Genomic DNA, 19,023 nt, shown 5'->3' on the forward strand with positions numbered 1-19,023 from the left:
TCAGTTCAGCCCGGGAGCGGGGGGCACGCGCCGCGACCGCTCAGTCACCGGGCCCGAAACAGGTCCGGCCGCCCCCTTTCCGTACCAGGCAGGCCCTGACCTCGCCGGTCGCGGACGGGCTGACGGCGGCCATCGGCGTCGAGCGCCGCTGCCCCGTCTCGTACGCGTCGTCGATCACCTCACGCTGCGCCTTCACTCCGGGCGTGACGATTTCCACGCGGTCGCCCACCCGCTGCCCCCACATCCGCACCCACGCGGCCCCGCAACGGGGCTGAAAACGGATGTCCAGCGTCCGGCCCTCCGTCCGGACGGTGCGGAGCGTACGCGGTGTCTCGCCCGCGCCGCAGCGCATCTGCACGGGATTTCTGCCGGTGCACTCCGCGCCGCGGCAGCCGACGACCACTTTCTCCCGCTTTTCCGCCTTATCGGGCTGATCGGCCTGACTGGCCTTGTCCGCGTGCGTGGTCTCCCGCGCGGGGCGGGCCTCCCCCGACGTCGGCCAGAGGGCGAGGGTGAGCGCGAAGACTCCGGCGCACACGAGCGCGCCGAGCGCCGCGAGCCCCAGATGCCGCGCCCGCGCGCGCCGCCGCGCCGAACGCCCCGCACCGCTCGCGGTCGCACCGGCGGGCGTACGCGGACGTACGGGCGGGGCGGGCGCGAGCGTCGCGGCGCCGCCGACCGCCTCGGCCGCCTCTGCCGCCCCGTGCGCGTCCGGGATCTCCTGGACCTCCCCGGCGGACTCTCCTCCGGCGGGCTCGGCGGAGGGCGCGCCCGCGCGGCCGCTCCAGACCGCGTCCGCCAGCTCCCACAGCGCCGTCGGGCGCCCCGGGTGCTCCCCCGCCACCCGGCACAGCGCCTCGACGGCCTGGCGCGGCGGCAGGGCCTTCCCGTTGAGGTAGCGCTCCCAGGACGACTTGCTGTACGGGGTCCTGGACCCGAGCGCGGCCAGGCTGAGCCCGCTGCGGGAGCGCAGCTCGCGCAGCGTCTCCACCAGCCGTGCGCACTCGGGCGGCAGCGGGGAGGCGGGCGGCGCCGAGGTCACTTCCGCAGCACCTTCCAGGTGTCGGGGCCGACGGCGCCGTCGTCCGCGATGCCCGCCTTCTTCTGGGCGCGCTTGACGGCGTTGACGGTGTTCTCGCCGTAGATGCCGTCCACGGCGCCGGGCGGGAAGCCCGCCTCGCGCAGCAGGCACTGCGCCTCGACGACCTCCCAGCCGATGGAGTTGATCTCGATCACCTTCGTACGGGTCCCGCTGTGCCCGGCGTACGTGCGCCCGTCGTGCTCGCGGACCTCGCAGCGGTACGTCTCGCCCTTCGGGTGCTTGGGGAACGCGCCCTTGTGCGCGCTCTCCAGCGGGCTCCGGCTCTCGGACGACGACGGCGGCTGCGCCGGGTTCGTCGCGGCCTCGCTCTTCCACGGCTGCGCCACGACGAGACCGGTGCCGCCGAGGACCAGCCCCGCGGCGACCCCCACGAGCAGCCAGCGCAGCCCCGGCCCTCCGGTACGCGCCGAGGACGCGGCCGTCTCGGGCTCGTGCCCCGGTTCGGGCTCCGGCTCCGGCTCCGGCTCCGGCTCCGGGACAGCCCGTACGGCGGGTGCGGGTTCCGTCGCCGTTGCCACCGCGTCGGCGTCGCTCGCGACCTCGTACAGCGCGAGCAGCCGGGTCGGCTCCGTGCCGGTGACGCGGGCCAGTTCCTCCACCGCCCCGCAGGGCGGAAGGGTCTTTCCGTTGAGATAGCGCTCCCACGACGACTTGCTGTACGCCGTCTTGGCGCTCAGCGCGGCGAGGCTGAGGCCGCTGTGGTCCTTCAGCCTGCGCATCTGTACGACGAGCTGACGGGCACGCGGATCGAGCGCCTCGGGTAAGGCCTGCCAACGCAGCATGTTCCACCCCGTGTTCGGTGTCCCCCGAGCGGCGTCCGTCGTCGCCGCTCCCCTTGTCATGAACGATGCTTTCGGGGCGCGCGAGGTTCCCATGAACGCCCACTCCGTCCCACGGCGTCCCGTCCCACGCCGCTTCACCGCAGGTCAGAGCCATGGCGTCCCGGAAAAACCCGAAACCGTCGCCGAACGTGGCGCTCCGGGCACGGCACCGACAGAGTCGTTTCCCGTCATCGGAATCCGGGGGGACCCATGAGTATCCACAAGCACTGGACGGCGACAGCGGCCCTGGCCCTCACCGCGGCACTCGGCCTCACTGCCTGTGGCGGCACCGGCACCGGCACCGGCACCGGCAGCAAGGACACCGAAGCGGCGCGCGCGGAACTCGGCACCCGGGCGCAGAAAGCCCAGAAGGCCCAACAGGCCCAGAAGCCCCAGCAGATCCAGAAGGCCGCCGGGGTCGTGCCCAACCGCGTCGTCACCTTCAATCTGCACGGCCCCGGCAAGCACAGGGTCAAGGACCAGGCCGCCGAGATCGCGAAGCTCCGGCCGGCGGTGTTCGGCACTCAGGAGACGTGCGGGGACAAGGTCGACGACTTCCTGAAGGAGCTGAAGAACAGGTACGGCCTGGAGTACTACGCGTACTTCAAGGGCTTCTCCCACAAGGTGAGCCAGTGCGGCCTCTTCAACAACTCCTACGGCCAGGCCCTGTTCTCCGTGAAGCCGGTGCGTGACTACACGGGCGTGAAGTACGAGGACAGCGGCCACGAGGGCCGGGGCTATGTCGCGGTGACGACCGAGATCGGCGGCAAGGACGTCCGGGTCTTCAACACGCACCTCGCGTCCAAGGACGACGAGCGCGACGAGCGCGCGAGCCAGGTGCGGCAGTTGGAGGGCGAGGCCCGCAAGCACAACAGGGCCGTGGTGATGGGCGACTTCAACGCGCAGCAGCACTGGAGCGAGCTGCGGCCGATGTACCAGCACTTCACGGAGGCGGACCCGTACTGCGGCGCGACGTACGACGGGCGCTGCAAGCCGACGTTCGGCAAGGGCAAGTTCGACTATGTCTTCCTGCGCCGGGGCGCGTACGGCCCGCCCGGCGTCGGGGTGCACGACACCCCGCACTCCGACCACCGCATCGTCCACGCGGACATCAAGGCGCAGTTCTGAACGGACCACACGTACGACGGCGGCCCGTCCTTCCACGGGGGGATGGACGGGCCGCCGTCGTGTGCGTCCGTACGGAGCGGGCGTCAGCCGAGCTTGGCCAGCGCCTCGTTGAGGAGGCGGGACGGGCGCATGACGGCACCCGCCTTGGCGTCGTCCGGCTGGTAGTAGCCGCCGATGTCGGCCGGGTGGCCCTGGACGGCGATCAGCTCGTCGACGATGGCCTGCTCCTGCTCGCCGAGCGTGGCGGCCAGCGCCGAGAACGACTCGGCCAGCGCCGCGTCCTCGGTCTGCGCGGCCAGCTCCCGCGCCCAGTAGAGCGCGAGGTAGAAGTGGCTGCCGCGGTTGTCGAGGCCGCCGAGCTTGCGGCTGGGCGACTTGTTCTCGTTGAGGAACGTGCCCGTCGCGCGGTCGAGGGTGTCCGCGAGGATCTGGGCGCGCGCGTTGTCCGTCGTCTGCGCGAGGTGCTCGAAGGAGACGGCCAGCGCGAGGAACTCGCCGAGGCTGTCCCAGCGCAGGTAGTTCTCCTTGACGAGCTGCTGCACGTGCTTGGGCGCCGAGCCGCCCGCGCCGGTCTCGAAGAGGCCGCCGCCGTTGATCAGCGGGACCACCGACAGCATCTTGGCGCTGGTGCCCAGCTCCAGGATCGGGAAGAGGTCGGTGAGGTAGTCGCGCAGCACGTTGCCGGTGACGGAGATCGTGTTCTCGCCGCGGCGGATGCGCTCCAGCGAGTACGCGATGGCCTTTTCCGGGGCCATGATCTCGATGGTGAGGCCCTCGGTGTCGTGCTGCGGCAGGTACTTCTTGACCTTCGCGATGAGCTGCGCGTCGTGGGCGCGGGTCTCGTCCAGCCAGAAGACGGCCGGGTCGCCGGTCGCGCGGGCGCGGGTGACGGCGAGCTTGACCCAGTCCTGGATCGGCACGTCCTTGGTCTGGCACATCCGGAAGATGTCGCCCTCGCCGGCCTGCTGCTCCAGGACGGTGTTCCCGGCGGCGTCGACGACGCGGACCGTACCGGCCTTCGGGATCTCGAAGGTCTTGTCGTGGCTGCCGTACTCCTCGGCCTTCTGCGCCATGAGGCCGACGTTCGGCACGGAGCCCATGGTGGCCGGGTCGTAGGCGCCGTTGGCGCGGCAGTCCTCGATCACGACCTGGTAGATCCCGGCGTACGAGGAGTCGGGGATGACCGCGAGGGTGTCCTGCTCCTGGTCGTCCTTGTTCCACATGTGGCCGGAGGTGCGGATCATCGCGGGCATCGAGGCGTCGACGATGACGTCGGACGGCACGTGCAGGTTGGAGATGCCGCGGTGCGAGTCGACCATCGCCAGGTCCGGGCCCTCGGCCAGCTCGGCGTCGAAGGACGCCTTGATCTCGGCGCCGTTCGGCAGGGCCTCCAGGCCCTTGTAGATGCCGCCGAGGCCGTCGTTCGGGCTGAGACCGGCGGACGCGAGGGCCTCGCCGTACTTCTCGAAGGTCTTCGGGAAGAACGCGCGCACGACGTGGCCGAAGATGATCGGGTCGGAGACCTTCATCATCGTGGCCTTGAGGTGCACGGAGAAGAGCACGCCCTCGGACTTGGCGCGCGCGACCTGCTCGCCCAGGAAGGTGCGCAGCGCGGCGACGCGCAGCACGGCGGCGTCGACGACCTCGCCCGCGAGGACCGGCACGGACTCGCGCAGCACGGTGGTGGTGCCGTCGTCGCCCACCAGCTCGATGCGGAGGGTGCCGTCCTCCTCGACGACCGTGGACTTCTCGGTGGAGCGGAAGTCGTTCTCGCCCATCGTCGCGACGTTCGTCTTCGACTCGGGGGTCCAGGCGCCCATGCGGTGCGGGTGGGCCTTGGCGTAGTTCTTGACCGAGGCGGGCGCGCGGCGGTCGGAGTTGCCCTCGCGCAGCACGGGGTTGACGGCGCTGCCCTTGACCTTGTCGTAGCGGGCGCGGATCTCGCGCTCCTCGTCGGTCTTCGGCTCGTCCGGGTAGTCCGGCAGGGCGTAGCCCTTCTCCTGCAGCTCGGCGACGGCGGCCTTGAGCTGCGGGATCGAGGCCGAGATGTTCGGCAGCTTGATGATGTTGGCGCCCGGGGTCTTCGCCAGCGCGCCCAGCTCCGCGAGGGCGTCGTCGATGCGCTGGCCCTCCTCCAGCCACTCCGGGAAGCCGGCGATGATCCGCCCGGCCAGCGAGATGTCGCGGCTCTCCACGGAGACCCCGGCGGTCGAGGCGTACGCCCTGATCACAGGCAGGAACGAATACGTCGCCAGGGCCGGGGCCTCATCGGTCTGCGTATAGATGATGGTCGAGTCAGTCACCGGTACTCCGCTTCACGCGCTTCACGTAGGTCCATCGTCTCGATATCAAGATATCTGGTCGTGTCCGTCCGCGGATACCGGCCCCCGTCGACCCCTGCTGGCTACGCTCCGTCACCTGCCCACGACGAAGTGGACGATGTCCTCCAGGAACGGGAGCCTCAGCCAGGGTTCGGGCTGCGCCATCATCGCCAGCAGCACGATCGCCGCGCCCAGCACGGCGTACGTCACCAGGTCCGTGAAGCGCGAGCGTACGGCCAGCATCCCGACGGACGGCAGGCACCAGCGCAGCGCGGCGCCGCCCAGCATCGAGGCGCCGATGATCAGTGTCCCGGCGCGGAACTGGGCGATCGTGACGAGGACCCCGATCAGCACCCCCGCGCACACGACGAGCAGCGGCCACTGCCGGTACGGCGCCGCGTGCTCGCCGCCCATCGCCCGGCCGCCGCCCTCCGGCCGGGCCGTGGTCCGCGTCAGCGCCGGGAACCGGCGCGACCTCACCACCCTCACGACTCCGCCGACTCCGCCGCGCGCTCGGCCGCCTCCACCACGTTGACCAGGAGCTGCGCCCGGGTCATGGGGCCGACGCCGCCGGGGTTGGGGGCCACCCACGCGGCCACGTCGCGCACGCCCGGGTGGACGTCGCCGACGATCTTGCCGTTCTCGTCGCGGCTGACGCCGACGTCGAGGACGGCCGCGCCCTGCTTCACGTCCTCGGGCTTGACCAGGTGCGGGACGCCCGCCGCGGCGATCACGATGTCGGCCCGGCGCAGGTGCGCGGACAGGTCGCGGGTGCCGGTGTGGCACTGGGTCACGGTCGCGTTCTCGCTGCGGCGGGTGAGGAGCAGCGGCATCGGGCGGCCGATGGTGACGCCGCGGCCGACGACCACGACCTCCGCGCCCTTGATCTCCACGCCGTACTGGCGCAGCAGCCGGATGACGCCCGCCGGGGTGCACGGCAGCGGGGCCTCCTTGCCGAGCACGAGGCGGCCGAGGTTCGTCGGGTGCAGCCCGTCGGCGTCCTTGGACGGGTCCATCAGCTCCAGCACGCGGTTGGTGTCGATGCCCTTGGGGAGCGGGAGCTGCACGATGTAACCGGTGCAGGCCGGGTCCTCGTTCAGCTCGCGGACCACGGCCTCGATGGCCTCCTGCGAGGCGGACTCGGGCAGGTGGCGCTGGATCGAGTTGATGCCGATCTGCTGGCTGTCGCGGTGCTTGCCCGCGACGTACTTCTGGCTGCCGACGTCCTCGCCGACGAGCACGGTGCCCAGCCCCGGGGTGATGCCCCGGGCCTTGAGCGCCTCGACGCGCACGGTGAGATCGGACTTGATCGCGGCTGCTGTGGCCTTGCCATCGAGAATCTGGGCGGTCATGGCCCCATCCTCGCGGATCCGGGTCCATGGTCTCCAATCGGCCGTACGGTGCCGGGGATCGGCGCGGGGCCCCGCGGCACGGACATACGGCCGGATGCCGCACCTCCGTGCTCCCGTGCCACCCCTACGCTCCGTTGTGGTCCGCGACCGTGTGTCAGTAGGCTGCCGAGGATGTTCAGCGTCATCGTCGTCCCTGACGGCTGCCGCGGCCCGGAACAGCGCGAGCGGCAGCGCCGCCTGGAGCCGGGGCAGACCCTGCGCTTCGGTCGCGCGGAGCCCGCGGACGCCGGCCTGCCCATCCTCCACCCCGACGTCCCGCCCGCGGCGGGCGAGCTGACCGCGACGGGGGCCTTCTGGACCCTGAGCAACTTCAGCCGCGACCGTACGTACGCCGTGGCGGACCCGGAGGGGGACGGGGACCACATCAGCGTCGGCCCCGGACGGGCCGACGCGCCGGTGCCGTTCGAGTTCGCGCGGGTCACGCTCGCCGGGTCCGGGGAGTGCCCCGGCTTCGACGTCCTCGCGCCCCGCCACGACTATCTCGGCTATCCGGAGCCGCCGGGCGCCGCGCACACGGAGTCCGGCGAGCCGTTCCCCGTGCCGTTCCCCCTCGACCGCACGCGCCACTACTTCCTGGTGCTGGCCGCGCTGTGCGAGCCCCGGCTGCGCGGCGGCACCGGCGGAGAGGCGGCGCCGCCCACGGCCGGGGAGCTGGCCGAGCGGCTGCGCGCGGTCTGGCCCGGGGTCACCGAGGCGGACATCGCGTGGAACCTCGACTACCTCGGGGTGAAGCTCCGCCTCAGGCTGCCCTCCACGCGGCTGAACGGGAGACGGGAGACCCGGGAGTCGCTGGTCGCGCTGGCGATCCGGTTCGACCTGGTGCGCGAGGAGCATCTCGGCTGCCTGGAGGGCCAGTTGGTGTGAGCCCGGCACGGAAGCGGACATGACAGGCTGGACAGCCCGCCGCACCGCCGCCACCATGACCCCGTGAGCTACCCACCGCCGCCTTCGGGCCAGACGCCGAACCCGTACGCCGGTCCGCCGCAGGGCGGCCCCGCCCCGCAGGGCCCGTACGCACCACAGGGCCACCCGGCGCCCGGGCCGCAGGGCCCGCCCGCGTACCCGGCGTACCCCGGCGGACCCATGAACGGCATGGGCGGCATGGGCCCGATGGGCCCGATGCCCGGCATGGTGCCGCCGAAGGCGAGCATGCCCGGGGTCACCATCGCCGCGCGCGTCCTGCTCTTCGTCGCGGGCGCGATATGGGGAATCATGGCGGTCGGTTTCCTGATCGCCGCCATGGCCGCGAGCGACGTCGACGACACCGGCACCTTCGGTGAGGCCTCGATCGGGCTCGTCGTGGTCTTCTCCCTCGTCTTCGCGGCGATGTCGGCGCTGCACATCGTGCCCGCCTCGCTCTTCGGCAGGGGCCGCGCGGGCACCCGCGTCACCGCGATCGTCGCCGCCTCGCTCAACACGCTCTGCGCGGTCCTCGGCTTCCTCGGCTCCCTCACCCCGGCGCGCGCGGAGGCCAATCCGCTCGCCGCCGTGCTGTGGCTGGCGGTGTCGGTCTGCACGATCGTCTTCTGCTCGCTGGGCGCGTCCGGCCGGTGGTTCGGGCGTCCCCGCTACTGAAACCTCCCGGGCGCGACTTTCGGCGCCGCCCGAAACACTGGAGAACGAGCGTTTTCCGTCCCTACCCTGACGTCCAGTCAACGGGGGGACGAATCGCTCATGTTCAGCATCATCGTGGTACCACCCGGCAACAGCGCGCCGGAGGCCCAGCTCCGGCTCGCGCCCGGCGAGAGCCTCGGCTTCGGCCGTACGGCGGAGGCACCGGACAACCGGCTCACCATTCCGCACCCGGGAGTCTCCCGGAACGCTGGAACCATAACCGCGTCGGCGACCTTCTGGACCCTGAGTAATCTCAGTACCGGCCAGACCTACGTCGTGGAGAATCCCGAGGGCGCGGGCGAGCACATCAAGGTCGCGCCGGGGCGCGCCGAGGCGCCGGTGCCCTTCGAGTTCGCGCGGGTCGTGCTGCCCGCCGAGGGTGAGCTGCTCACCTTCGACGTCTGGGCGCCGCGCCACGACTACCTCAGCGGCGGCGGTGACCGGCCGGGCGCCGCCACGGCCCCCGCCTTCCCGCTCGACCGTTCGAAGCGCTACTTCCTCGTCCTCGCCGCGCTGTGCGAGCCCCGGCTGCGCGGCGAGCCGTACGCGGTGCTGCCCACCACCGAGCAGCTCATGGACCGGCTGCGCCCCGCGTGGCCCTCGGTCGGCCGCAGCGCCGTGCAGTGGAACATCGACTACCTCGCGGTGAAGCTCCGCCTCAAGCAGCCCCCGGAGTCCGCGGACTGCGGCCCCCGGCACAACGGCAAGAAGGAGTCGCTGGTCTCGCTCGCGCTCCGCTTCGACCTCGTACGGGAGTCCGACCTCGCCGTGCTCGCCGGACAGGGGCAGGGGCAGGCGCCGGGGGAGGCGGCGCGATGAACGACACCGCCGAGGGCCCCTTCGCCGTCACCGTGCCCCCGGGCTACCGGGTGGGCGGCTGGGAGGTGCGCGAGCCGCTCGCCTCCGGCGCCTTCGCGAGCGTCTACGCGGCACGCCGGGCGGAACCGCCCCGTACGGAACCGGGCGGGGACGGACTCCCGGACGAGGTTCCGCGCGAGGCCGCGCTGAAGTTCCTGCCCACCGGCACCCGTACGCCCCGCCAGCTCCGCCATCTCCAGGACCTCGCCCGGCGCGAGCTGGAGGTGCACCGCAAGCTGCGCCGCCCCCGCCTCATCCGGATGTTCGAGGCCCTCACCGTCGACGACCCGGAGCGGCCCGCCCTCGACGGCGCGACGGTCCTCGTCCTCGAACGCGCTCAGACCTCGCTCGACACGCTGCTGGCCAGGAACGGCCCCGCGCCGCTGCCGGGCGGGCCCGCGCTGCTCGCACAGATCTGCGAGGGCCTCGCGCAGCTCCACGGGGCCGGCTGGGTGCACGGCGACCTCAAGCCGGGCAACGTCCTGCTGATGCCCGACGGGACGGTCCGGCTGGGCGACTTCAACCTCGCGGCCGAACTGGAGGGCACGCACGCCTACGCGCCCGCGTTCGCCACCCCGGACTACACGCCGCCCGAACTGCTGTGGGCCGAGCTGGACGAGCGCGGCCAGCAGGTCAGGACCTCGGGGGACCTGTGGGCCTTCGGCGTCGTGGCGCACCTGGTCCTCACCGGGTCGCCCCCGCTGCCGGGCGCCACCCCGGCCGCACGCCGGGAGTCCCTGCTGTCCTACGCCCGCGGCTCCCTCGACCTGCGGCTCTCCGCGGCACTCCCCGAGGCCTGGCGCCCGCTCGTCGCCGACTGCCTCGCCCGTACGCACGAGGAGCGCGCCGCGCACGACGCGGTCTCGCTGCTGCGCCGCGCCGAGGACGCGGCGGGCACGGACCGCTCCCCCGGACTGCCGCGGCTGCGCCCGCGCCGCCTGCGGGGGCGGCTCGTCCTCGGCGCGGCGGCCGGGGCGGTGGCGGCGACTCTGGGCGTGGGCCTGGTCGCGTTCGACCGCGCACCGGGCGACGGGGCGCCCCGCACGTCCGGCGGCTACGAACGCTGCTCGCGCGGCAACGTCTGCTTCTTCTCCGAGCGGGACGGGGGCGGCGAGATGTGCAACTGGTGGGACAACGAGCGCGACTGGCTCAGCGGCCGCGTCGTCTGCGGCTGGGGCGAGAAGAAGGCGCCGCGCTCGGTCTTCAACAACGGCTACACCAAGGACGAGCCCTACCACGACGTGCGCTTCTACCGGAAGGCCGACTACCGGGGACGGCTCGGGTGCGTACCGGCCGGGGAGAAGCGCGATCTGCCGCGGGACACGGGCACGGTGCGCTCGGTGGAGTGGGAGACGAGCTGCGCACCCTGAGAGTTCCGGGGTACGCGCGGGGCGCCGCGGCGCGGAACATCTTCTGTGTCGACGGATGAACGACACACTCATGGGGGACAACGCATGACCAGCACACGGAAGTTGACGCGCCCGGCCCGGATCGTGGTCGCGGGCGGCGCGGTGCTCGCGCTCGGCGCCGGGATCGCTCCGGCCGGCGCGGCGTCGCTCGGCGCACCCGCGGCCGACCGGGCCCCGGCGGCCGAGGCGGCGGCGAAGAAGAAGCCGAAGTTCCAGATGCCGTTCACCTGCAAGAGCAAGATGCGGCTCGACACCTGGGGCCACAGCCCCGCCCTCGACATCGTCAAGAAGGGCAACCCCGGCTCGTCCGGCAAGGCCGTCGTGTCCTCGTACAAGGGCAAGGTCGTCGGGACCTACTACACCAAGGGCTCCGGCAACACGATCCAGATCAAGCACAAGAACGGCTGGTTCACGGCGTACTACCACCTGAAGGACAAGGCGAACAAGTACGTCCAGAAGGGCGACAAGATCAAGCGCGGCAAGAAGATCGGCCGCATCGGCGCCTCCGGCACCACCACCCACGCCCACCTGCACTACGAGCAGCGCTACAAGAAGTCCGGCAACTGGACGGACGAGAGCCACCGCAGGGCGGTCCACTTCAACGGCAAGAAGTACACCGGCCAGGGCAACACCTGGAAGAGCGTCACCAGCAAGAACTGCTGACGGCACCCGCCCGGGGGAGACGGCCCGTGCCCCGCACGCGTGACGCGCGCGGGGCACGGGCCCTCCGCCGTTCCGGGTCCGTCAGTGGAAGAAGTGACGCGTGCCCGTCAGATACATCGTGACGCCCGCCGCCTTCGCGGCCTCGACCGTCTGCTCATCGCGGACCGAACCGCCCGGCTGGACGACGGCCTTGACCCCGGCCTCGGCCAGCACCTCGAAGCCGTCGGGGAACGGGAAGAACGCGTCGGAGGCCGCGTACGCGCCCCGCGCGCGCTCCTCGCCAGCGCGCTGCACGGCGAGCCGGGCCGAGTCGACGCGGTTGACCTGGCCCATACCGACGCCGACCGTGGCGCGGTCCTTGGAGAGCAGGATCGCGTTGGACTTCACCGCGCGGCAGGCCCGCCAGGCGAAGGCCAGTTCGGCCAGCTCACCGGCGGAGAGGGCCTCGCCCGTGGCCAGCGTCCAGTGCGCCGGGTCGTCGCCCTCCGCCTGGAAGACGTCCCTGGCCTGCGCGAGCCCGCCGCCGTCGATCGGGCGGAACTCGACGGGCGCCGAGGGCGCCTCGGGACAGCGCAGCACGCGGATGTTCTTCTTCTTGGTGAGGGCCTCGACCGCGCCGTCCTCGTAGTCCGGGGCGACGATCACCTCGGTGAAGATCTCGGCGACCTGCTCGGCCATCTCCCTCGACACCGGCCGGTTGACGGCGATCACGCCGCCGAACGCGGAGAGCGGGTCGCAGGCGTGCGCGTTGCGGTGCGCCGCGGCGACATCGTCGGCGACGGCGATGCCGCAGGGGTTGGTGTGCTTGATGATCGCGACGCAGGGCTCTACGTGGTCGTATGCGGCGCGGCGCGCGGCCTCCGTGTCCACGTAGTTGTTGTACGACATCTCCTTGCCGTGCAGTTGCTCGGCCTCCGCGAGACCGCCGGTGCCCGCCGTGTAGAGCGCCGCCGACTGGTGCGGGTTCTCGCCGTAGCGCAGCACGTTCTTGCGGGTGTAGCCGACGCCGGTGAAGCCGGGGAACTCCGCCGCGCCCTCGCCGCCCGCGTACGGACCGGAGAACCAGCCCGCGACCGCCATGTCGTACTCGGCGGTGTGGCGGAACGCTTCGGCGGCGAGGCGCTTGCGCGCGTCCAGCGTGAAGCCGCCCGCGGCGGAGCCGCTGTCGGGCGCTGTGGCGACGGCCTGGAGGACGTCCCCGTACCGGTCCGGGTTCACGACGACCGCCACGGACGGGTGGTTCTTGGCGGCGGCGCGCACCATCGAGGGACCGCCGATGTCGATCTGCTCCACGCACTCGTCGGGCGAGGCGCCGGAGGCGACGGTCTCCTGGAACGGGTAGAGGTTGACGACGACCAGCTCGAAGGGCTCGACGCCCAGCTCGGCGAGCTGCTCGCGGTGGGCGTCGAGCCGCTGGTCGGCGAGGATGCCCGCGTGGACGCGGGGGTGCAGGGTCTTGACGCGCCCGTCGAGGCACTCGGGGAAGCCGGTCAGCTCCTCCACGGCCGTGACCGGGACCCCGGCCGCCGCGATCTTCTTCGCGGTGGAACCGGTCGAGACGAGCTGGACGCCCGCCCCGTGCAGGCCGCGCGCCAGCTCCTCCAGCCCCGTCTTGTCGTAGACGCTGATCAGCGCGCGGCGGACCGGCCGCTGCTGCTGGCCACTCTCACTCATGTCCCAGTCTTACCTTTCGTCCCTCGATGCTGTAGCCGTCGCGGGCCAGGCGCCCGACGACGTCGACCAGCAGCCCTCGTTCGACTTCCTTGATCCGCTCGTGCAGGGCGGCGCCCTCGTCGGTGTGGTCCTCTTCCAGGACCTCGACCGCGCGCTGCGCGATCACGGGCCCGGTGTCGACGCCGTCGTCGACGAAGTGGACGGTGCACCCGGTCACCTTGGCGCCGTACGCGAGCGCGTCGCGGACGCCGTGGGCACCGGGAAAACTGGGGAGCAGCGCGGGGTGGGTGTTGATGAACCGCCCGCCGAAACGCGCCAGGAACTCCTTGCCGACGACCTTCATGAAGCCCGCCGAGACGACGAGATCCGGCTCGTACGCCGCGGTCGCCTCGGCCAGCGCGCGGTCCCACTCCTCGCGGGTCGCGTGGTCCTTGACCCGGCAGACGAACGTGGGGATCCCGGCCCGCTCGGCCCGCTCCAGCCCGGCCGCGGACGTACGGTCGGCGCCCACGGCCACGACCCGGGCGCCGTAGGACTCGCCGCGCTCCGCGACGGCGTCGAGCAGCGCCTGGAGATTGGTGCCCGAACCGGAGACCAGGACCACGAGACGGGCGGGGCGGGCGGGGCGGTGGATCAGTGGCGCGGCCACGACGGGCTCTCCCTCGGAAGGGTCGGGGATTGTGTGGTCGTACAAGCACGTGGAGCAGGAGATTCCGGGGAACTCTACGAAGCGTCCGACCGTCGGCAACGATACCGGCACTCCACACAGCCCCCACGGGACGGGGGCGGATGCGAAAGGTAGCGTCGGTGACACGGATCCGTATCTGCCGCCTATGGAAGACACACACCTGATGACCGACCGACGCCGCCGCGCGGCCTCATCCGACAGCTCCTCCCGCGAGGAGCGCGAGGACAACCCCTTCGCGCCGCCGCCGGAGGGGCAGCCGGACCAGCCGTGGCAGCCGCGCCGCCGGGGATCGGGCGAGGACGACCAGGGAAACGGGAACGGGGACGGGAGCGGGAACGGGAGCGGGAGCGGGAACGAGCGCGACAGGCCCTCGTCCTGGGGCAGCCAGTGGAGCAGCAAGCAGCCGGGCCGCCAGAGCGGCGGCTTCGGCGGAATCGGCGGCGGCAACGGGAACGGCGGCCAGGGGAACGGGGGCGGCGAGGGCCCCGGCGGTCCCGGCGGCCCCGGCTCCGGCGGCCCGCGCGGCATGCGCTGGGACCCGACCGACCAGCTCCAGCGGCACGCGCGGTACGCACTGCACGCCGGGATCTGGGGCCTCTTCTTCGCCCTGCTCGGTGTGCCCTACGTCGCACTGCTGCTCGGCGCGCTGTCCCTGTACTGGGGCATCCACGCCCTGCGCGGCAAGAAGGGCGGCAGCGGCGGCAGCGGCACCTCGCGCAGGCGCGGCCAGGTCCGCGCGACGGCGGAGGACGTCGCGGGCACGTCGCGTACGGACGAGGACAAGGAATCGGACACGGCGGGCGACACCCCCGCCCAGGGGAAGATCAAGCTCTCCGTGACGCCCGAGCAGGCGGCGAAGGCACAGCGCACGGCGGCGATCAGCGGCCTGGTGACGGCGTCGCTCACGCTCGCGATGGTCGCGGCGACCTTCACGTTCCAGATGGTCTACAGCGACTACTACACCTGCAAGGAGGACGCCCTCACGCAGTCCTCCCGCGACGAGTGCAAGCAGCACCTGCCCGAGCAGATCCGGCCGATCCTGGAGAACCGCCCGTAGAGCCTGCCCGTAGAGCCCGCCCGGGGCGTACGTCAGCGGGGTCGCGCGGCGTCAGCGGGGTCGCGCGGCGTCAGCGGGGGTCGCGCGGCTCGGGCTCGAAGTCCGGCATCAGGCCGCCGGACGCCTCCTTCATCGCGGACCAGCGCAGCCGCCGCGCCGCCTCGTCGTGCCACGCGGCGGTGTCCACCGCGTCGGGGTCGGCGATACGGACGGGCTGCTGTGCCGCTTCTGTGGGCTGGGGAGTGGCCGCGGCCGTCGCCGTGGCGGGGGGCTTGGTCTCGCTCCTGGCCTTGGGCTTGGCCTTGGTTTTGATCCTGGTCTTCGCGTTGGCCTTGGCCTTGCGCTTGGTTTCGGCCTTGGACTCGGCCTTGGGCTTGGCCTCGGCCTTGGGCTTGGGCTCGGCCTTGGGCTTGGGCTCGGCCTTGGGCTTGGCCTCGCCCCTGATCCTGGTCTTCTTCGGCTTCGGCTCGGCCTTCTTCCTCGCCTGGCGGGCGGTGATCTTCGCGGCCTTCGCCGCGGCCCGGATCCGGCGGCGCTCCGCGCGGGTCGGGCGGCGCCGCTGCCGCCCGTACCACCAGCGGAAGAGCAGCGCGCCCGGCACGCCCGCCGCCGCGCACCACGCGAACGCCGCGACGCCCGCCTCCCACCAGACGGGGCCGAAGTCCGCGAGCGCCTCCAGTCCCAGCGGCCCCCCGGCCAGGACCGCGAGGAGCGCGACGGCCAGTCCGCAGAAGGCGGCGGCGAGCAGCGCGCGCAGGACCGTCTCGCCGAGCGCGGCGCACGTACGCCCCACGCCCCACGCGCACGCCGCCACGCCCAGGACCGGCACCGCGCCCGCCAGGCACCACACCACCGGCCCCGTGGCACCGTCGTCCGGCAGGGCGGCGAGCAGCGGGAACGGCGGCAGGTGCGGAGCGATGGCGCCCCCGGCGGCGAACGGGCCCAGCTCGCTGGCGCCGCCCAGGGTGAAGCCGGGCCCGAGCCCGTAGGAGAGGGCCCAGACGACGGCGTTCGGGGCCAGCGCCACGGCGAGGAGCAGCACGGCGAAGCGTCCCGACACCGTGCCCGTGAGCTGCGGAAAGCTCGCCTGGACCGCGCCCAGGTGCCAGACCACGGCGCCCGTGAGCAGCACCGCACCGCCACCGCAGAGCGCGACGAGGGCCGTGAGCCCGGCGTACGCCGAGACGCTCACGCGCTCTCCGCCGACCGGCCCGAGCGCCCCCGGCAGCGGGCGGCCGAGCGCGGTCCATACGGACAGCCCGCCAACGGCGACGGCGAAGAGCGGCAGATGCCAGACCGCGCTGAGCACGTCCACCTGGACGGGCCCGCTGCAGGCATAGCTGACGGCCGCGGCGCCGACCAGCAGATACCCGACGGCCACCCAGGCTCCGGCGGCGAGGGCTGTGGCGGCCGACGCCGGTTCCTCGCCGCCGTGGTCCTCCTCCCCGCCGTGCTCCCCCTCCCCCGCGTCCTCCTCGTACAGCACGCCCGCCTCGGCGAGCCCGTCCCGGGTGGCGCGGTGCAGGAGCCATGCGGGCAGGGCCGTCAGGAGCAGGGGCGTCACCCCGACCGGCGCGGGTACGCCGGACAGGGTCTCGACGCGGGTGAGTTCGGCGCCGTGGGCCAGCAGCCACAGGTCGGCGGCGAGGTGCAGCGCCCCGTCGGCGCCGCTGTCGGGGTACGGGGAGACGATCCACAGCAGCAGGACGAGGACGGCGAGCGCGCCGAGCCCCAGTCCGGCGGCGACGGCGCCGCCGAACAGCCAACCGCCTGCCACGGGCAGCGGCTGACGGGCATTCAGGCCGCGCGTGGAGGGCGACGGGCCGCGATGCGTCATGTGGCTCACGTCGTCATGCTGCCAAGAACACCCGTTTTGCCCCGGTAGCAGGCGAATCATCGCTGTGTCGCACAAGCTGAGCTTCATGCACCTTTTCATGCAAGCATTTGTGCGCGAGCGCGCGGAGGGGCGCGCATGACCCGCAAATCCGCCCCCTCCCCCGAGCCGACGCCCGACGCCCCGTCAGCTTCCGTCGCCGGAACGGACGATCCGGCCGAAGAGCGTCCCGACCGGGACCTCCTCACGGAGGACACCGCCACCGACGACGACACGACCGATGCCGACGGATCCGCCGACTCCGCCGCTTCCGCCGCCGATTCCGCCGACTCCGCCGCTGATGCCACCGGTTCCGCCGACTCCGCCGACGACGATTCCGCCGCACACGCCTTCGATCAGCTCTATCTCCGGCACGCCAGGCCGCTGACCCGGCAGGCGTATCTGCTCTGCGGGCAGCGCGACATGGCCGAACGCGCCGTCGCGCACGCCTTCCACCTCGCCTGGGAGAACTGGCCCGAGGTCGCCGCGGACAGCGACCCGGCGAGCTGGGTGCGCGCCGCGGCCTACGAGTACGCGCTCTCGCCCTGGCACCAGTTCCGCCCGCGCAAGGGCAAGCCCGGGGCCCACCCCGGGCCGCCCGCCGACCGGGAGCTGCTGGACGCGCTGCTGCGCCTGCCGCGCACGTACCGTTCGACGCTGCTCCTGCACGACGGGCTCGGGCTGAGCCTGCCCGACACCGCCGCCGAGACCGAGGCCAGCACCCTCGCGGCGGCCGGGCGGCTCACGCACGCCCGCGAGGCCCTCGGCGCACACTGCCCGGAGCTGAGCGCGGCACCGGCCGAGCAGCGCGTCCCGCTGCTCACCCGCCGACTGCGCGAACTGACCGCGGCCCAGCCCGTACGGACCACGCCGCCGTCCCTCGTACGGCGCGGCAGCGAGCGCACCACGCGGCGCTGGACCCGGGCGGCGGTCGGGCTGACCGCGGCGGTGACGGCGGCGACCACGTTCTCGCTGATCACGGCGGACGCGCCGAACCGGCCGCCCGAGAAGTGGACGGAGCCGAAGATCACGGTGTCGCCGAGCGGGGCGGCGTCCCCGTCGAACGCCGCGTCACCCGGCGCCTCGCCCCCGGGCGCCTCCTCCCCCGGCGCCTCGTCCCCGGGCGCCTCCTCCCCCGGCGCCTCGTCCCCCGGCACGCCGTCCTCGGCGGCGCCGTCGGGGCAGGCCGCGCAGCCGGGGCCCGCGGAGCCGGGCCTGCGGGCGGCGCGCTCGACACCCCGCGCACACGTCGAGCCGACCGGGCGGGCGTATCTGCCGCAGCTTCGTTCGATCAACAGGCGCATGCGGCTGCAGGACGTACTGGCCCAGGAGCGGGCGGAGCAGCGGGCGCGCGAGAAGGCGCTGGCGAAGCGGGCGGAGCGGGAGCGGACGAAGGAGGAGCAGGCGCAGGAGCTGGCGCGGCAGCGGCTGCGGACACGCTGACGGGCCCGCACCCCTCCGCGGAGGGGTGCGGGCCCGTGGGTCCCGTGGGTGGCGGGAACGTCAGCCGTTGAGGCGCTCGCGCGCCAGGCGCGCGGTCTCGGACGGGGTCTTGCCGACCTTCACGCCCGCGGCCTCCAGGGCCTCCTTCTTGGCCTGGGCCGTGCCGGAGGAGCCGGAGACGATGGCGCCCGCGTGGCCCATGGTCTTGCCCTCGGGCGCGGTGAAGCCCGCGACGTAACCGACGACCGGCTTGGTCACGTTCTCCTTGATGAAGTCCGCGGCCCGCTCCTCGGCGTCGCCGCCGATCTCGCCGATCATCACGATCAGGTCGGTCTCCGGGTCGGCCTCGAACGCCTTGAGGGCGTCGATGTGCGTGGTGCCGATGACCGGGTCACCGCCGATGCCGACGCAGGTCGAGAAGCCGATGTCGCGCAGCTCGTACATCATCTGGTACGTCAGCGTGCCCGACTTCGAGACCAGGCCGATGCGACCCGGCTTGGTGATGTCGGCCGGGATGATGCCCGCGTTCGACTGGCCGGGGGTGATGAGACCCGGGCAGTTCGGGCCGACGATCCGCGTCTTGTTGCCCTTCTGGGTGGCGTAGTCCCAGAAGTAGGCGGTGTCGTGGACGGCGATGCCCTCGGTGATCACGACGGCCAGGCCGATGCCCGCGTCCACGGCCTCGACGACCGCGTCCTTGGCGAACTTCGGCGGGACGAAGATGACGGTCACGTCGGCGCCCGTCTTCTCCATCGCGTCCTTGACGCCGCCGAAGACCGGGACCTCGGTGCCGTCGAAGTCGACGGTGGTGCCCGCCTTGCGCGGGTTCACGCCGCCGACGATGTTCGTGCCGGAGGCCAGCATGCGCTTGGTGTGCTTCTGGCCTTCCGAGCCGGTCATCCCCTGGACGATGACCTTGCTTTCCTTGGTGAGGAAGATAGCCATGGTTGTCGGTGTCCT

Annotated in this window: 17 protein-coding genes; 8 read left to right on the forward strand and 9 right to left on the reverse strand. The window is 72.8% G+C overall.

Features of this window, described 5'->3' with window-relative positions; genetic code table 11:
- Positions 1 to 40: 40 nt before the first annotated feature.
- Positions 41 to 1,042, reverse strand: a complete 1,002-nt coding sequence (locus tag ABD343_RS14585; protein WP_344527934.1) for a helix-turn-helix domain-containing protein — start codon at positions 1,040 to 1,042, stop codon at positions 41 to 43.
- A complete protein-coding gene (locus tag ABD343_RS14590) occupies positions 1,039 to 1,884 on the reverse strand; it encodes a peptidoglycan-binding protein (RefSeq protein ID WP_344527936.1) in 846 nt (281 codons plus the stop codon). The genes ABD343_RS14585 and ABD343_RS14590 overlap by 4 nt, the downstream gene beginning before the upstream one ends.
- Before the next feature lie 249 nt (positions 1,885 to 2,133).
- On the opposite strand from ABD343_RS14590, the gene ABD343_RS14595 reads away from it, so the two are divergent.
- Complete coding sequence (locus ABD343_RS14595) at positions 2,134 to 3,051, forward strand: endonuclease/exonuclease/phosphatase family protein (protein WP_344527938.1); 918 nt, start codon at positions 2,134 to 2,136, stop codon at positions 3,049 to 3,051.
- An 83-nt stretch (positions 3,052 to 3,134) separates the two neighbouring features.
- On the opposite strand, the gene ABD343_RS14600 is transcribed toward ABD343_RS14595, so the two are convergent.
- From ABD343_RS14600 to ABD343_RS14610, 3 genes are all read right to left on the reverse strand, one after another.
- The gene (locus ABD343_RS14600) at positions 3,135 to 5,354 is read right to left on the reverse strand and encodes an NADP-dependent isocitrate dehydrogenase (protein WP_344527940.1); all 2,220 of its coding nucleotides are present in this window, start codon (positions 5,352 to 5,354) and stop codon (positions 3,135 to 3,137) included.
- Between the two features lie 111 nt (positions 5,355 to 5,465).
- Complete coding sequence (locus ABD343_RS14605) at positions 5,466 to 5,963, reverse strand: DUF3017 domain-containing protein (protein ID WP_425578181.1); 498 nt, start codon at positions 5,961 to 5,963, stop codon at positions 5,466 to 5,468.
- Positions 5,858 to 6,724, reverse strand: a complete 867-nt coding sequence (locus ABD343_RS14610; protein WP_344527944.1) for a bifunctional methylenetetrahydrofolate dehydrogenase/methenyltetrahydrofolate cyclohydrolase — start codon at positions 6,722 to 6,724, stop codon at positions 5,858 to 5,860. Before ABD343_RS14610 ends, ABD343_RS14605 begins: the two co-directional genes overlap by 106 nt.
- A gap of 171 nt (positions 6,725 to 6,895) precedes the next feature.
- Here ABD343_RS14610 and ABD343_RS14615 point away from each other — a divergent pair, with 171 nt between their 5' ends.
- The 5 genes from ABD343_RS14615 (at position 6,896) to ABD343_RS14635 (ending at position 11,328) form a co-directional block, all read left to right on the forward strand.
- Complete coding sequence (locus ABD343_RS14615) at positions 6,896 to 7,648, forward strand: hypothetical protein (RefSeq protein ID WP_344527946.1); 753 nt, start codon at positions 6,896 to 6,898, stop codon at positions 7,646 to 7,648.
- Between the two features lie 63 nt (positions 7,649 to 7,711).
- On the forward strand, positions 7,712 to 8,359 hold the full coding sequence (locus ABD343_RS14620) for a hypothetical protein (protein WP_344527948.1): 648 nt from the start codon (positions 7,712 to 7,714) through the stop codon (positions 8,357 to 8,359).
- A gap of 99 nt (positions 8,360 to 8,458) precedes the next feature.
- A complete protein-coding gene (locus tag ABD343_RS14625; protein ID WP_344527950.1) occupies positions 8,459 to 9,217 on the forward strand; it encodes an FHA domain-containing protein in 759 nt (252 codons plus the stop codon).
- Positions 9,214 to 10,626, forward strand: a complete 1,413-nt coding sequence (locus tag ABD343_RS14630) for a serine/threonine-protein kinase (RefSeq protein WP_344527952.1) — start codon at positions 9,214 to 9,216, stop codon at positions 10,624 to 10,626. The genes ABD343_RS14625 and ABD343_RS14630 overlap by 4 nt, the downstream gene beginning before the upstream one ends.
- Positions 10,627 to 10,710: 84 nt before the next feature.
- Complete coding sequence (locus tag ABD343_RS14635) at positions 10,711 to 11,328, forward strand: M23 family metallopeptidase (RefSeq protein ID WP_344527954.1); 618 nt, start codon at positions 10,711 to 10,713, stop codon at positions 11,326 to 11,328.
- Between the two features lie 81 nt (positions 11,329 to 11,409).
- Here the strand turns inward: ABD343_RS14635 and purH are convergent, their stop codons facing one another.
- Both purH and purN read right to left on the reverse strand, forming a co-directional pair.
- On the reverse strand, positions 11,410 to 13,002 hold the full coding sequence (gene purH, locus ABD343_RS14640; RefSeq protein WP_344527956.1) for a bifunctional phosphoribosylaminoimidazolecarboxamide formyltransferase/IMP cyclohydrolase: 1,593 nt from the start codon (positions 13,000 to 13,002) through the stop codon (positions 11,410 to 11,412).
- Positions 12,995 to 13,651 (reverse strand): phosphoribosylglycinamide formyltransferase, encoded by a 657-nt coding sequence (purN, locus tag ABD343_RS14645; RefSeq protein WP_344527958.1) that lies wholly within the window; start codon positions 13,649 to 13,651, stop codon positions 12,995 to 12,997. Before purN ends, purH begins: the two co-directional genes overlap by 8 nt.
- A gap of 202 nt (positions 13,652 to 13,853) precedes the next feature.
- On the opposite strand from purN, the gene ABD343_RS14650 reads away from it, so the two are divergent.
- Positions 13,854 to 14,747 (forward strand): hypothetical protein, encoded by an 894-nt coding sequence (locus ABD343_RS14650; RefSeq protein ID WP_344527961.1) that lies wholly within the window; start codon positions 13,854 to 13,856, stop codon positions 14,745 to 14,747.
- 70 nt (positions 14,748 to 14,817) lie between these two features.
- Here ABD343_RS14650 and ABD343_RS14655 read toward each other — a convergent pair whose 3' ends face one another.
- Positions 14,818 to 16,584 (reverse strand): cell division protein PerM, encoded by a 1,767-nt coding sequence (locus ABD343_RS14655; protein ID WP_344528584.1) that lies wholly within the window; start codon positions 16,582 to 16,584, stop codon positions 14,818 to 14,820.
- Between the two features lie 135 nt (positions 16,585 to 16,719).
- Between ABD343_RS14655 and ABD343_RS14660 the strand changes: the two genes are divergently transcribed.
- Positions 16,720 to 18,063: an RNA polymerase sigma factor gene (locus tag ABD343_RS14660; RefSeq protein WP_344527963.1), complete on the forward strand. Its 1,344-nt coding sequence runs from the start codon at positions 16,720 to 16,722 to the stop codon at positions 18,061 to 18,063.
- 60 nt (positions 18,064 to 18,123) lie between these two features.
- Here ABD343_RS14660 and sucD read toward each other — a convergent pair whose 3' ends face one another.
- Positions 18,124 to 19,008 (reverse strand): succinate--CoA ligase subunit alpha, encoded by an 885-nt coding sequence (gene sucD / locus ABD343_RS14665; protein ID WP_344527965.1) that lies wholly within the window; start codon positions 19,006 to 19,008, stop codon positions 18,124 to 18,126.
- Positions 19,009 to 19,023 lie beyond the last annotated feature (15 nt).

The organism is Streptomyces albiaxialis (genome assembly GCF_039530985.1).
Taxonomy (GTDB): Bacteria; Actinomycetota; Actinomycetes; order Streptomycetales; family Streptomycetaceae; genus Streptomyces; species Streptomyces albiaxialis.